Genomic DNA, 14,834 nt, shown 5'->3' with positions numbered 1-14,834 from the left:
CGCTTAATTCAGTTAAGCGAGTGGCGTTAACATTGACGCGGATTTTTATTTTATAGCGGCGACCTAAGCCGCCAGCGTATGCGCCCGGAACTCGGTCAGCAGCTCTTCCACAAACTTTATGCGTTTGGGTCGGTCAGTCAGATCCAACATAAACTTCAGTTTGCTCGGGCCGTCCAGACGATAGACTTGTGGTTTGCTCTGTAGCAAACCAATCAGGTAACCAGGATCAACCAGGTTCTTATCACCAAACTCAATGAATCCACCGCGCTCGTTACCTTCAATGCGTTTGATACCTAATTTCTGTGCATGTTGACGTAGTGCCGCGCTTTGCAACAGGTTACGTGCCGCGTCTGGCAGTAGACCGAAGCGATCGATCAACTCGACCTTCAATTCATCCAATTCGCCGTCGTTTTTAGCGCTAGCAATGCGTTTATAGAACGACAAGCGGGTATTGACGTCTGGAATGAAATCGTCCGGTAATAGCGCGGGCATCCGCAGTTCGACTTCGGTCTGGCTGTTGGTAAGGTCTTCCAACGATGGCTCTCGACCGTGTTTTAACGCGTCAACTGCGCTTTCCAACAATTCCATATACAGCGAGAAACCGATAGTCGTCATCTGGCCGCTTTGGTCATCGCCCAGCAACTCACCGGCACCACGGATCTCCAGATCGTGCGTTGCCAGCGCGAAACCAGCACCTAAATCTTCCAGCGTGGCGATGGCTTCCAAGCGTTTATGGGCATCGGTACTCATCGCTTTGGGCGGTGGCGTCAGCAAGTAAGCATAAGCCTGATGGTGCGAACGCCCAACACGGCCACGTAACTGGTGCAACTGTGCCAGCCCGAAGCGATCGGCACGTTCGATAACGATAGTATTGGCGCTCGGAATGTCGATACCGGTTTCGATAATGGTGGTACAAACCAACACGTTAAAGCGCTGGTGGTGGAAGTCGTTCATCACCCGTTCCAAGTCACGCTCGCGCATTTGGCCGTGACCGATGGCGATCCGTGCTTCTGGCACCAGCTCTGCCAAACGCTGCGCAGCTTTCTCGATGTTTTCTACGTCGTTGTACAGGTAATACACCTGCCCACCACGCAGCACTTCACGCAGGATTGCCTCACGCACCATCAAGTTATCGTACTCACGCACGAAGGTTTTTACCGCTAAGCGGCGAGCCGGTGGGGTGGCGATGATCGACAGATCGCGCATCCCGCTCATCGCCATATTTAGCGTGCGTGGGATTGGCGTCGCGGTCAGAGTGAGGATGTCCACATCGGCGCGCATCGCTTTGATACGTTCTTTGTGGCGCACGCCAAAGCGGTGTTCTTCATCGACGATCAACAGGCCGAGATCTTTCCAGCGCAAATCGCTTTGCAGCAATTTATGCGTACCGATGATGATATCGACTTTGCCTTCGGCGGCAGCATCCAGCACCTGCTGTTGTTCTTTAGCGGTGCGGAAACGCGACATCATTTCAATGCGGACTGGCCAAGTGGCGAAACGATCGCGGAAGTTATCGAAATGCTGTTGTGCCAGCAGGGTGGTTGGTACCAACACCGCCACTTGTTTGCCGTTCTCTACCGCCAAGAAAGCGGCGCGCATCGCTACTTCGGTTTTACCGAAACCAACGTCGCCACACACCAAACGATCCATCGCCAACGGCTGACACATGTCGCTCAGCACTGCGTTGATCGCTTGTTCTTGATCTGGCGTGGTTTCAAACGGGAAGGTTTGGCAGAACAGTTGATATTGCTCACGGTCATGCTTGAAGGCAAAACCGGATTTAGCAGCGCGTTGGGCGTAAATATCCAGCAGCTCGGCGGCGACGTCGCGCACTTTCTCGGCGGCTTTTTGCCGTGCGCGTGACCAAGCATCGCCACCCAATTTGTGCAGCGGAGCGTTTTCGTCAGCGCCACCGGCATAGCGGCTGATTAAATGCAGCGATGAAACCGGTACATACAGTTTGTCCTCACCCGCGTAGGAAAGGATCAGATATTCCGCCTGAATGCCACCCGCTTCCAGCGTGGTCAGGCCGACATAACGCCCAACGCCGTGCTCCAAGTGAACCACCGGCTGACCGGGATGCAGTTCCGCCAAGTTGCGGATCAGCGTATCGGTATTGATGGTGCGGCGGTTATCTTGCCGACGGCGGCTGACGCGCTCACCAAGCAGATCGCTTTCGCACACCAACGCCCGCTGGCGAATATTATCGAGGAAACCGCGTTCTGCCGCGCCGACGATCATATAACGCCCCGGCGCTTGCGCTTGATCCAAGCGTTGGATCAGGCTCGGTGCCAGTTTGATGCGTCCTAACAAGTCTTGCAGCGTTTCGCGGCGACCTTCACTTTCGACCGAAAAAATTACGCTGCCAGTAAAACTTTCAATAAAGCGGCGCAGATTATCCAACGGTGCTTTTTGCTGCGCCTGCACCGCCAGATCCGGCAGCGTTTGGTAATCCAGATTGGTGCAACCGGCTTTAGCAGGCAGTTCTTCGGTTTTCAGCGCTACGCGCGGCCAAGCTTTCAACTCGGAGAATAACGCATCAACGCGCAACCATAAGGTATCTGGTGCTAACAGCGGCCGCATCGGATCGATGCGGCGGCTTTCGTAACGCTGATTAACGTCTTGCCAGAAGCGTTCGGCAGCGCCTTCCAGATTGCCGGTATTCACCACCAAAGTGTTTTGCGGCAGATAGCTGAACAGGGAAGGTAGTGGCTGGCTAAAGAACAGCGGTTGCCAGTATTCGATCCCGGCTGGCCAAGTGCCTTTGCTGACCTGCTGGTAAATGTGTTCGGCATCGCGACGCACTTCAAACTGCTCGCGCCACTGGCTGCGGAACAGTTCGATAGCGTTTTTATCGGTCGGGAATTCGTGCGCTGGCAGCAGGTTAATGGCTTCCACTTCGCTCAGCGTGCGTTGCGTATCGACATCAAAAATGCGCAGGCTGTCAATTTCATCATCAAAGAAATCAAGGCGATAAGGCTCTTCGCTACCCATCGGATACAGATCAAGCAATGCGCCACGGGTGGCAAACTCACCGTGTTCCATTACCTGATCGACGCTGCGATAGCCTGCTTGTTCTAGCTGTGCGCGCAGTTTGTCGCGTGATAAACGCTGACCCTTTTTCATCACCAGCGCGTGGCCATGCAAGAATTCATGCGGGCAGACGCGCTGCATCAAGGTATTCACCGGCAGGATAACAATGCCGCGCGCCATAGTTGGCAGATGGTACAGGCTGGACAGGCGAGCGGAGATGATTTCCTGATGCGGCGAGAAACTGTCATAGGGCAGTGTTTCCCAATCCGACAAGGTGGTGACCATCTGATCGGTAAATTGTTGGATCTCATCGCGCAGCCGCAGTGCATTCTGCATATCTGGGGCTACCAGCAGCACGGGACCGTTGTGACGTTCGACGATTTCAGCGCATTCTACCGCACAGGCTGAGCCGGTCAGTTGCCCTAATTGACGCAGATCGCCCGCGCGTTCGGGCAGAGAATAACGGGAAGCAGAAGGGCTCATGTAGGTTTCTTTAATCAATGAGTTAAATTTTGCTGGCACAAAGAACGGCGTGCCTTTCGTTGTCAATATACTAGCCCAGTAATAGCTAAACTGACATAGCCAAAGCGGACTACTGGAGGTTTCTTGAACAGTAAGGGAAATTGGTGCGCGAATAAAACCGGTCGAACAGTTCCATAAAGCGGACAGAGCCATTATCATCGTTGATCAATTTGCTTAAGCTAATGCCACAAAACGGATTTCATGTATCAACCTGTCGCGTTATTCATTGGCCTGCGTTATATGCGTGGGCGAGCTTCAGACCGCTTTGGGCGGTTTGTCTCTTGGCTGTCCACCATTGGCATTACGCTGGGTGTGATGGCGCTAGTCACGGTCCTTTCCGTGATGAACGGTTTCGAGCGAGATCTGGAAAACAACATTCTGGGTCTGATGCCGCAAGCGTTGATCACCAGTCATCAAGGATCAGTCAATCCACAACAACTGCCCGCCTCATCGGTTCAGGGGTTACAAGGCGTGACACGCGTTGCACCGCTGACGACCGGCGATGTGGTGTTGCAAAGCGCCCGTAGTGTCGCGGTCGGGGTGATGTTGGGGGTTAACCCGGACGAAGCCGATCCGTTGACGCCGTATCTGGTCAACGTCAAACAACAGCAACTGCAACCCGGTCAGTACAATCTGATTATTGGCGAGCAGATGGCCGGGCAACTGGGCGTGAAACGTGGTGATCAGGTACGCCTGATGGTGCCGAGCGCCAGCCAATTTACGCCGATGGGGCGCATCCCAAGCCAACGTCTATTCACCATTATTGGCACTTTCCACGCTAACAGTGAAGTGGATGGTTACCAATTGCTGGTCAACCAACAAGATGCTTCGCGCCTGATGCGCTATCCGCTGGGGAATATCACCGGCTGGCGCTTATTCCTGCAACAACCTTTGACCGTAGATACTTTGAGTCAGCAAAAACTGCCTGCGGGCACTGAATGGAAAGATTGGCGCGAGCGTAAAGGTGAACTGTTCCAAGCGGTTCGCATGGAGAAGAATATGATGGGGCTATTGCTGAGCCTGATTGTCGCAGTGGCGGCGTTCAACATCATTACTTCGCTCGGTCTGTTGGTGATGGAAAAGCAGGGGGAAGTGGCAATCTTGCAAACTCAGGGGTTAACGCGTCGCCAAATCATGGCGGTATTTATGACTCAAGGTGCCAGTGCCGGGATTATCGGCTCATTACTGGGCACTGGGCTGGGTGTACTGCTGGCGCTGAATCTGAATAATTTGATGCCGATCCTCGGCAATTTGATCGACGGCGCATCGCTGCCAGTGGCGGTCGATCCTGTACAGGTGACGATCATTGCTATCGCGGCAATGGCGGTGTCTTTGCTGTCTACGCTTTACCCTTCATGGCGCGCTGCCGCCGTTCAACCTGCGGAGGCTTTACGTTATGAGTAACCATCCCTTGCCGTATGACAAATTGTTGCAATGCGACAAGCTGTGCAAAACCTATCAAGAAGGCAAGCTAAATACAGACGTGCTGCGTAACGTCAGTTTCTCTATGCAACCGGGTGAGATGATGGCGATTGTCGGTAGCTCTGGCTCCGGTAAAAGTACTTTGCTGCACCTGTTGGGCGGGTTGGATTCGCCGACTTCCGGTGAAGTGGTATTCAAAGGTAAATCATTGAATACCATGACGTCGACCGCTAAAGCCGAGCTGCGCAACCGCGAACTGGGCTTTATCTATCAATTCCACCATCTGTTACCCGATTTTACTGCGTTGGAAAACGCCGCCATGCCGCTATTGATCGGCGGTTGTAAACCGGCGGAAGCACAGGAAAAAGCGTTGGAAATGCTGACGGCGGTAGGCTTAGCAAAACGCAGTAAACACCGTCCTTCTGAACTTTCAGGCGGTGAGCGTCAACGTGTTGCTATCGCGCGTGCATTGGTTAATAGCCCGTCGTTGGTACTGGCGGATGAACCGACCGGTAACCTCGATCAGCGTACTGCCGACAGCATCTTCGATTTACTGGGTGAATTGAACGTGCGTCAGGGCACGGCGTTCTTGGTGGTCACTCACGATCTGCAACTGGCTAAACGCCTCAGCCGTCAATTAGAAATGCGCGATGGCCATTTACAGGCGCAACTGACCCTGATGGGGGCCGAGTAATGAGCTGTTCGCCACTTTCCTTGCTAATGGCGCTGCGCTTTAGCCGTGGTCGGCGGCGCGGCGGCATGGTTTCGCTGATTTCGGTGATTTCCACTATCGGTATCGCGCTGGGTGTTGCGGTGCTGATCGTCGGTCTGAGTGCGATGAACGGCTTCGAACGTGAACTGAAAAACCGTATTTTGTCGGTAGTGCCGCACGGCGAGATTTCGCCGGTTGAGCAGCCGTTTAAAGGTTGGCCGGAGATTTTGCAGCGGGTGGCAAAAGTGCCCGGTATTTTGGCAGCCGCGCCTTATATCAATTTCACCGGTCTGATGGAAAACGGCGCGCAACTGCGTGCGGTACAGGTGAAAGGGGTTAATCCTCAGCAAGAAAGCCAACTGAGTGCGTTGCCGAAATACGTACAAGGTGATGCTTGGGCGAATTTCAAAAGCGGTACTAATCAGGTGATTCTAGGCAAAGGTGTGGCGGATGCGCTGGGCGTTAAGCAAGGTTCGTATGTCACGGTGATGATCCCGAACAGCGATCCTGAAATGAAGTTGCTACAGCCCAAGCGTATTCGCCTGCACGTGACCGGCATTTTGCAACTGAGTGGCCAGCTCGATCACAGTCTGGCGATGGTGCCATTGGCGGATGCGCAGCAATATTTGGATATGGGTGACAGTGTCACTGGTATAGCCATTAAAGTTAACGACGTATTTGCCGCTAATAAATTGGTGCGTGACGCGGGCGAAGTGACTAATTCCTATGTCTATATTAAAAGCTGGATCGGCACCTATGGTTACATGTACCGCGACATCCAGATGATCCGCGCCATTATGTATCTGGCGATGGTGCTGGTAATTGGCGTGGCTTGCTTCAACATCGTTTCCACTTTGGTGATGGCGGTGAAAGACAAAAGTGGCGATATCGCCGTGTTGCGTACTCTCGGTGCGAAAGACGGCTTTATCCGCGCGATCTTTATCTGGTACGGCTTGCTAGCCGGGCTGGTGGGTAGCCTCAGCGGTGTGGTGGTTGGGGTGATCGCTTCGCTGCAACTGACCAATATCATCAAAGGTATCGAAAAGTTGATCGGCCATAATTTCCTGTCCGGCGATATCTACTTTATCGACTTCCTGCCTTCTGAACTGCACTGGCTGGATGTGGCGATTGTACTGGCAACGGCGATTGTACTCAGCCTGCTGGCAAGTTGGTATCCGGCGCGGCGTGCCAGCCGCATCGATCCTGCTCGCGTGCTAAGCGGGCAGTAATACAAACCTCTGGGGCGGCAGTAATGCGGCCCCATTTTTTCACTTGAGGTAAGTTTATGTACTACGGTTTCGATATGGGCGGCACCAAGATTGAGTTGGGTGTGTTCGATGCCAATCTGCAACGTATCTGGCAAAAACGTGTGCCGACGCCGCGTGAAGATTACCAGCAACTACTGACCACGCTGCGCGATCTGACGCTTGAAGCCGATGCTGTGTGTGGCATGAAAGGTAAGGTGGGTATCGGTATTCCGGGTTTACCCAATGATGACGATGGCACGGTGTTTACCGCCAACGTCCCCTCGGCGATGGGGCAGCCTTTGCCGCGTGATTTGGCAAAACTAATCGACCGTGAAGTGCGTATCGACAACGACGCCAACTGTTTCGCGCTTTCTGAAGCCTGGGACGATGAATTCCGTGATTACCCAACAGTGCTGGGATTGATCCTGGGTACGGGCGTTGGCGGTGGATTTATTGTCGATGGCAAAGTCGTTTCTGGCCGTAATTATATTACTGGTGAGTTTGGTCACTTCCGTTTACCCGTCGATGCGCTGGAGGTGTTAGGACGTGATATTCCTCGCATCGCCTGTGGCTGTGGTCACCACGGTTGCATTGAAAATTACATATCAGGCCGAGGATTTGAATGGATGTATGCCCATTTCAATCAACAGCACTTGCCTGCAACACAAATTATTGCGCATTATCAGGCCGGTGAGCCGCAGGCGGTAGCTCATGTGGAACGCTTCCTCGACGTATTGGCTATCTGCCTGGGGAATTTGCTGACGATGATCGATCCACACTTGGTGGTGTTGGGGGGCGGACTATCGAACTTCTCAGCAATTTACCCGGCGTTGCAGCAGCGTTTACCCGCCCATGTGCTGCGCGTGGCTAAACTGCCACGGATTGAACCGGCGCGTTATGGGGATGCGGGTGGGGTGCGCGGAGCGGCGTTCCTCAATTTGGTTAATTAGGGAAAACTAAGGAGCAGAGTCATGCACACTCGTCACCGTTTGTGTCAGTTTCGCAAAAGCAAGCATGTGCTGCATCAGCGTTTTCGTTCACGCATTTTCCACCGCGATACGATGGCGGCTGCCGAATTGAAAAAGCCGTTTGTTGTGGTGTTGACCGGCGCAGGGATCTCCGCTGAATCGGGGATTCGTACTTTCCGCGCAGATGATGGCTTGTGGGAAGAACATAAAGTGGACGATGTCGCGACGCCAGAAGGTTACAAGCGCGATCCGGTTTTGGTGCAGGAGTTTTACAACGCTCGCCGTCGTCAGTTACAACACCCGGACATCACTCCCAACGCGGCGCATAAAGCACTCGCAGATCTAGAAGCGTGGCTGGGAGACAATTTCCTGCTGGTGACGCAGAATATCGACAATTTACACGAACGTGCAGGTAGCCAGCGGGTTTTGCATATGCACGGCGAACTGTTGAAAGTGCGTTGTACCAGCTCTGGGCAAGTGTTCGATTGGCCGGAAGATCTCAGTGTGGATGAACGTTGCCACTGCTGCCAGTTCCCGGCACCGCTACGCCCGCATGTGGTGTGGTTTGGTGAAATGCCGTTGGGTATGGATGAGATTTATCAGGCGCTAGAACAAGCGGATTTCTTTGTGGCGATTGGGACTTCGGGGCATGTTTATCCCGCAGCCGGTTTTGTCCATGAGGCGCGCTTGGGTGGTGCTCATACGATGGAACTGAATTTGGAACCGAGCCAAGTGGAAAGTCAGTTCGATGAGAAACACTACGGCCCAGCCAGCGAAGTCGTACCAAAATTCGTCCACAAATTCCTGGTAGGAAAAGTGGAACGGGCGGACAAGCCATAGATCTATCTAATGTGGGGTTCTTGCTGAATCCCACATCCTCTCGCAATAACTCATCATCTTCACTTAATGATTTCAGTTAATTCTGACTATAAATGACCTGTCTCAATATTTGATCGAGTTCGGCTGCGCATAATGAAACGCGATATTTTGAGGGCGGAACCATGGAAAATCTACTTGATCGCTTTTTTAACTACGTTTCATTCGACACACAATCTAAAGCTAACGTTAAACATGTACCGAGTACTGATGGGCAGCTGAAACTGGCTAAAGCATTGCGGCAAGAAATGATTGAACTGGGGTTTGAACAGGTAACGCTCAGTGAACATGGCTGTGTAATGGGCTCGTTACCAAGCAACGTGGCTTGGCAAGTGCCAGCGATTGGTTTTATTGCGCATTTGGATACTGCACCGGATTTTAGCGGTAAGAATGTGAATCCACAGATTGTAGAAAATTATCGCGGTGGTGATATCGCGCTCGGCATCGGTGATGAAGTGTTATCGCCCGTGATGTTCCCGATCCTGCATCAAATGCTGGGGCATACGCTGATCACCACCGACGGCAAAACGTTGTTGGGTGCAGATGATAAAGCGGGTATTGCCGAGATCCTGACGGCGATGATGCGGTTGAAGCATCGTCAAATTCCTCATGGTGACATTCGCGTGGCGTTTACACCGGATGAAGAAGTGGGCAAGGGCGCACATTATTTTGATGTTGCCAAATTTGGTGCTGCTTGGGCCTATACCGTCGATGGTGGCGGTGTGGGTGAGTTAGAGAGTGAAAACTTCAACGCAGCTTCAGTCACTATCAAGATCGCCGGTAACAACGTTCACCCCGGCAGTGCCAAGGGCGTGATGGTCAATGCATTGGCATTAGCGACCCGCATTAATCAAGCACTACCTGCGGATGAAACACCAGAAAATACCGAAGGTTATCAGGGCTTCTATCATCTGACAGCGATTAAAGGCAACGTTGAACGGGCAGAAATGCATTACATCTTGCGCGATTTCGAACGTGAAGGTTTTGAGGCACGTAAACGTAAGATGATTGAAGTCGCGCAGCTCGTCGGTAAAGGCTTGCCGCGCGACTGCTACATTGAAGTAGCGATCGAAGACAGCTATTACAACATGCGTGAGCAAGTGGCAGAGCATCCACACGTGATTGCGTTGGCGCAGCAAGCGATGCGTGATTGTGACATCGAACCGATTATGAAACCCATCCGTGGTGGAACCGACGGCGCGCAGTTGTCCTTCAAAGGTTTGCCATGCCCGAACCTGTTTACCGGCGGCTATAATTACCACGGTAAACATGAGTTTGTTTCACTAGAAGGCATGGAAAAGGCGGTGTCAGTGATTATGCGTATCGCGCAATTGACCGCTGAACGCGCGAAATAATTTTTATCCTTCCAATCAAAGGCCACGCTAATCCCGCCCAGCGTGGCTTTTTCTCTTTCCTTTAAACATAAGGACATTGACAGCATGAGTTCTGAATACCGTATCGATAGCGAAAATCTTCAGCGGTTGGTGCAAGCGATTTGGCGCCATGCTGGCAGTACAGCGCGAGAAGCCGAACTGGTCGCTGAACATCTGATTCAAGCCAATCTCGCCGGACATGATTCGCACGGTGTTGGCATGATCCCGACCTATATGGCTTCGTTGCAACAAGGACATCTGCAACTGAACGTTCATGCCAAGGTGGTGCGTGATGCGGGAGCAGTGATTACGTTGGATGGAAGTAAAGGTTTTGGCCAGGTTGTCGCTTATGAAGCGATGGCGTTAGGTATCGAACGTGCGAGTAAGCTAGGGCTAGCGGCGGTGGGGTTGAACAATGCCCATCATATTGGTCGTATCGGTCATTGGGCTGAACAGTGTGCCCGTGCGGGGCTTATCTCTATTCACTTCGTCAACGTGGTCGGTGGGCCGATGGTGGCACCGTTTGGCGGTAGCGACCGTCGTTTCGGCACTAACCCGTTCTGCGTGATTTTCCCCCGGTCAGGTCAATTACCGCTGTTGCTCGATTTTGCTACCAGCGGGATCGCTTTCGGTAAAACCCGTGTGGCTTATAACAAAGGATTATCCGTTGCCCCGGGCTATTTGATTGACCATCTCGGTCAGCCAACTGTCGAGCCAAAAGTGATGCAGGAGCCGCCATTCGGTTCATTGCTGGCATTCGCTGAGCATAAGGGCTACGCGTTAGCGACGATGTGCGAGATCCTCGGAGGGGCATTGTCCGGTGGATTAACCACCCATGACGCGACGTTGCAACCTAGCAATGACGTGATCGTTAACTGTATGACGACGATCATGCTCGATCCTAAAGCGTTCGAAGCACCTGCAATGCAGACCGAAGCGGAAGCCTTTATCGATTGGGTGAAAAAATCACCGGAAAGCGGCCAACAACCGATTCAGGTTCCGGGGGAATGGGAACAAGCCAACCGCGAGGCACGATTGCGTGAGGGCATTCCGATCGATGTGAATACTTGGCAGCAGATTTGTCTTGCGGCACAGCAAGCGGGGATGTCTGTTGATGAGTTAGCAAACTACCGTGCCCAAGTGCATTAAGCGTAAAAAAAGCCACCTGAACAGACTCAGGTGGCTAATTTTGCAAGCTTAATTAATCGTTAAAATACCAGTAACCGCTATTAATCAACGCGGTCAGCATGGCTAAGAACGAAGGATCATCCACTGCATCACCCAACATTGCGGCATCGACGCTAAAGTGCTGGCACAGCGCATCAGCCGCGGCCAGATGTTCGGTATCCATCAATTCGCCATTCGCGAAGCACTGATCACCCACGCGTAATACACGCAACCCGCCAAGGCGTTGCAGCGATTCGCCCTGTTGTAACAGTTCGTAGATTTCACCAGCTTGATACGGCGGCTCTGGCGGTGCGATGTCCAGTTCGTGGCGCGATTGAGACGTAAACTCGCCAAACCAGCTCTGGAAATGCTCCGGTTGTTTCACCAGCTCCAGCATCATTTGGCGCAACGCATCCACTTCCTGTGGTAACACTTGTGCTGGATGATCACGCAAGGTGATGTCTGGATCGCTATAACGCTTGCTACCCAGTTCACGCGCCAATACGTAATCGGCGAAACCACTCACCAGTTCACGACCATTTGGTGCGCGGAAACCCACCGAGTAATTGAGTGCATTTTCCAGCGCGTAGCCTTCGTGTGGGAAACCCGGTGGAATATAGAGAATATCGCCCGGCTCCATCTCTTCATCAATGATGGCGTCGAACGGTTCCACTTGCAGCAAGTCGGGGTGTGGGCAGTGCTGTTTTAACGGCACTTTCTCCCCAACGCGCCAGCGACGGCGACCGGTGCCCTGAATGATAAATACATCGTATTGATCGAGATGTGGGCCAACGCCACCGCCCGGTACAGAGAAGGAGATCATCAGATCGTCCATGCGCCAGTCAGGCAGTTTGCGGAACGGGCGCATCAACGCGCTGGAGGGCTCATGCCAGTGATCGACCGCCTGTACCAGCAGCGACCAATTGTTTTCGCCTAAATGGTCGAAGCTCTCGAATGGGCCATGCGCGACTTGCCAGCAACCTTCGTGGTGGCTGACTAAACGGCTGTCGACTTCGTTTTCCATTGCCAGCCCGGCCAACTCATCCGGGGAGATCGGATCGATAAAGTTTTTGAAGCCACGCTTCAGTATCACCGGACGCTTTTGCCAATAACGTTGCAAAAAGTCATTCCAGTCCAGATCTAATTGATAATCCATGTGCTATTCCAGGAGAGTGTGAGCCTGAGAGGGATTATAACGGATTTAGCCCCCTGATACGGGGGCTGAACGACAGAATTTACTCGTGATGGTGAGAATCCTGTTGGCGAGCAAAAGTGACCTGCATGCGCGCACCGCCCAACGGACTGTCGCTGATGACGATTTCGCCGTCATATTGCTCAATAATTTCGGCGGCAACGGATAAGCCCAGCCCTTGACCGGGACGTAAAGTATCGACGCGCTGCCCGCGCTGGAAGATTAATTCACGCTTACTTTCTGGGATGCCGGGGCCATCATCGTCAATGACGATGGTGAGGTTTTTATCGGAATGCAACGAAGTGATCTCGACAAATTCCAAACAATATTTGCAGGCATTTTCAAGAATATTCCCCATCACTTCCATAAAGTCATTTTTTTCGCCCATAAAGGTAATTTCTGGCGAAATATCTAACGTGATGTCCACGCCTTTACGTTGATAAACTTTGTTCAGTGCGACGGTTAAACTGTCTAGCAGGGCAGGCACCGAATGGATTTCGCGAGTTAACACCGTTTGACCCGAGTTGATACTGGCGCGATGCAGGTAATAACCAATCTGCTGCGAAATACGGCTGATCTGATCCAGCATGATCGGCTCGACTTCTTCGATGGTGGTTTGCTTGCCAGAACGTAGTGATCGCAGCGTAGTTTGCAGAACGGCCAACGGCGTTTTTAGGCTGTGAGTTAGATCAGACAACGTCGTACGATATTTGGTATAGCGCTGACGTTCATTACGCACCAAAATATTCAAATTACGCACCAGCCCACGCAACTCACTAGGAGGATTTTCATCTAACTGTTCGCGCTCGCCGTCCTCCAATTCCCCAACTTGCGTGATCAGGTTTTTGATCGGGCGAAGGCTCCAATAGGCCGCCAACCACAGTAGGGGTACCACTAGTATCAAGTTAGCCAGTAGCACGTAACCAAACCATTCCCACACCAGACCAGAACGCTGCAATTCTTGTGGAATGCTATCCACCACCACAATACTTAATGTCGGTAGATGAGGTGTCGCAGCATAGGTATTCACCGCCACCGAGTGGGTGAAAGCGTTTGGCGCGGTGTCATCATAGTCTTTCAGTTGGTCTTGGACTTTTGGATTATCTCCGAGCACTTCGCTACTGATGCGTGTATCGGTATCGATCTCATAAAAACCGGATTCTTTTAACCACTGTTTCTGGATTAGCGGTTCTAATTCAGGCACTCGGCGCTGTGCCCACAGTAGTTTTCCGTGCTCGTCGTAGATAAATACCAGCGTGGGGAAGTTGAGATCAATCTCTGGAGGAATAGCGATGGTGAGTTTGTTGTCTTTCCACTGTGCCAGACTAAAAAACAGGTTACTTTCACCTCGTAGTAAGCGGAAAGCCATTTTGTCAAAGCTGACTGTGTAGCCAATTACCGCCACCAATCCATAGGATAGCGACAACGCCAAGATAACCCCGGCGGTCGCCATCAAGAAGCGGGCGCGTAGCGAGAAGGGCTTGGTTGCCTTACCGAGCATGATGGCTATTTCGCATCAAAACGGTAACCCTGACCACGCACGGTGGTGATCACCTCATGCGGGTATTCAGCCTGTAGTTTTTTTCGCAAACGGCCCATCAATACGTCAATAGTGTGGCTCTCGCGCAGTTCGGCATCGGGATACAGTTGCAACATCAGAGAGTCTTTGCTGACCACTTTCCCGGCGTTACGGATCAATGTTTCGAGAATGGTGTATTCGAATGCGGTCAGTTTGATGTGCTGTTCGTTGACACAAAGCTCGCGTCGCGACAGATCAATTTGGAATGGCGGCAGGGAAATCACCTGCGAAGCTAAGCCGCTGTTACGACGCATCAGCGCTTGCATCCGAGCAATGACTTCCTCCAGATGGAACGGCTTGGTGACATAGTCGTCGGCACCGGCTTCCAGAACCGCCACTTTGTCTTGCCAGCTTTCACGCGCTGTCAGTACCAGAATGGGTAATTTAGTTTGATGGGCGCGCCAGCGGCGGATCAGGCTCAGACCGTCTTCACCCGGTAAACCGAGATCGACAATGGCGATATCTGGCGCATGTTCCTGCAAAAAATAATCTGCTTCTTTAGCATCTTCCGCCGCATCAACCTGATGCCCCATTTCGCGCATTTGTACGCAAAGGTGATGGCGCAGTAAAGCGTTATCTTCAACAACCAGTACTCGCATGGGGCTGACTCCTGTAATCGTGTGGCATCCGTAGAGCGAATAACGCGATCTTTCGTATGTTAGGCATAACCCATTGTAGTAGCAAGTTACCGCTGGAAAAGACGCGTATTAGTCTTCTTTCTTGCTGCCATTATTAGCATTGCT

The 14,834-nt window shown here is 52.3% G+C and carries 11 protein-coding genes; 7 read left to right on the top strand and 4 right to left on the bottom strand.

Translation table 11 applies throughout. From position 1 onward, the window contains the following. Window positions 1–63 precede the first annotated feature (63 nt). The gene (gene mfd / locus AC3ISQ_RS13015; protein WP_489347072.1) at window positions 64–3,516 is read right to left on the bottom strand and encodes a transcription-repair coupling factor; all 3,453 of its coding nucleotides are present in this window, start codon (window positions 3,514–3,516) and stop codon (window positions 64–66) included. Between the two features lie 240 nt (window positions 3,517–3,756). On the opposite strand from mfd, the gene lolC reads away from it, so the two are divergent. The 7 genes from lolC to AC3ISQ_RS12980 all read left to right on the top strand — a co-directional run bounded on the left by lolC (window position 3,757) and on the right by AC3ISQ_RS12980 (window position 11,302). Continuing rightward, complete coding sequence (lolC, locus tag AC3ISQ_RS13010) at window positions 3,757–4,959, top strand: lipoprotein-releasing ABC transporter permease subunit LolC (protein ID WP_489347070.1); 1,203 nt, start codon at window positions 3,757–3,759, stop codon at window positions 4,957–4,959. Further along, window positions 4,952–5,671, top strand: a complete 720-nt coding sequence (gene lolD / locus AC3ISQ_RS13005; RefSeq protein ID WP_489347068.1) for a lipoprotein-releasing ABC transporter ATP-binding protein LolD — start codon at window positions 4,952–4,954, stop codon at window positions 5,669–5,671. The genes lolC and lolD overlap by 8 nt, the downstream gene beginning before the upstream one ends. After that, window positions 5,671–6,918 (top strand): lipoprotein-releasing ABC transporter permease subunit LolE, encoded by a 1,248-nt coding sequence (gene lolE, locus AC3ISQ_RS13000; RefSeq protein ID WP_489347066.1) that lies wholly within the window; start codon window positions 5,671–5,673, stop codon window positions 6,916–6,918. Before lolD ends, lolE begins: the two co-directional genes overlap by 1 nt. 56 nt (window positions 6,919–6,974) lie before the next feature. Beyond that, window positions 6,975–7,886, top strand: a complete 912-nt coding sequence (gene nagK / locus AC3ISQ_RS12995; protein ID WP_489347064.1) for an N-acetylglucosamine kinase — start codon at window positions 6,975–6,977, stop codon at window positions 7,884–7,886. A 21-nt stretch (window positions 7,887–7,907) separates the two neighbouring features. Further along, complete coding sequence (gene cobB / locus AC3ISQ_RS12990) at window positions 7,908–8,744, top strand: Sir2 family NAD+-dependent deacetylase (protein WP_489347062.1); 837 nt, start codon at window positions 7,908–7,910, stop codon at window positions 8,742–8,744. A gap of 161 nt (window positions 8,745–8,905) precedes the next feature. Next, window positions 8,906–10,135: a peptidase T gene (gene pepT / locus AC3ISQ_RS12985; protein WP_489347061.1), complete on the top strand. Its 1,230-nt coding sequence runs from the start codon at window positions 8,906–8,908 to the stop codon at window positions 10,133–10,135. 84 nt (window positions 10,136–10,219) lie between these two features. Next, on the top strand, window positions 10,220–11,302 hold the full coding sequence (locus tag AC3ISQ_RS12980; RefSeq protein ID WP_489347059.1) for a malate/lactate/ureidoglycolate dehydrogenase: 1,083 nt from the start codon (window positions 10,220–10,222) through the stop codon (window positions 11,300–11,302). Between the two features lie 52 nt (window positions 11,303–11,354). Here AC3ISQ_RS12980 and AC3ISQ_RS12975 read toward each other — a convergent pair whose 3' ends face one another. From AC3ISQ_RS12975 to phoP, 3 genes are all read right to left on the bottom strand, one after another. Then, window positions 11,355–12,476 (bottom strand): ribosomal protein uL16 3-hydroxylase, encoded by a 1,122-nt coding sequence (locus tag AC3ISQ_RS12975; RefSeq protein WP_489347058.1) that lies wholly within the window; start codon window positions 12,474–12,476, stop codon window positions 11,355–11,357. A gap of 79 nt (window positions 12,477–12,555) precedes the next feature. Further along, on the bottom strand, window positions 12,556–14,013 hold the full coding sequence (gene phoQ, locus AC3ISQ_RS12970) for a two-component system sensor histidine kinase PhoQ (protein WP_489347056.1): 1,458 nt from the start codon (window positions 14,011–14,013) through the stop codon (window positions 12,556–12,558). A 5-nt stretch (window positions 14,014–14,018) separates the two neighbouring features. Then, window positions 14,019–14,690, bottom strand: coding sequence for a two-component system response regulator PhoP (gene phoP / locus AC3ISQ_RS12965; protein WP_489347055.1), 672 nt, complete (start codon window positions 14,688–14,690; stop codon window positions 14,019–14,021). Window positions 14,691–14,834 lie beyond the last annotated feature (144 nt).

This window comes from Serratia sp. KH_031 (assembly GCF_057839655.1).
Note: the sequence above shows the minus strand (reverse complement) of the source record. Positions and strands in the feature narration are given on the sequence as shown.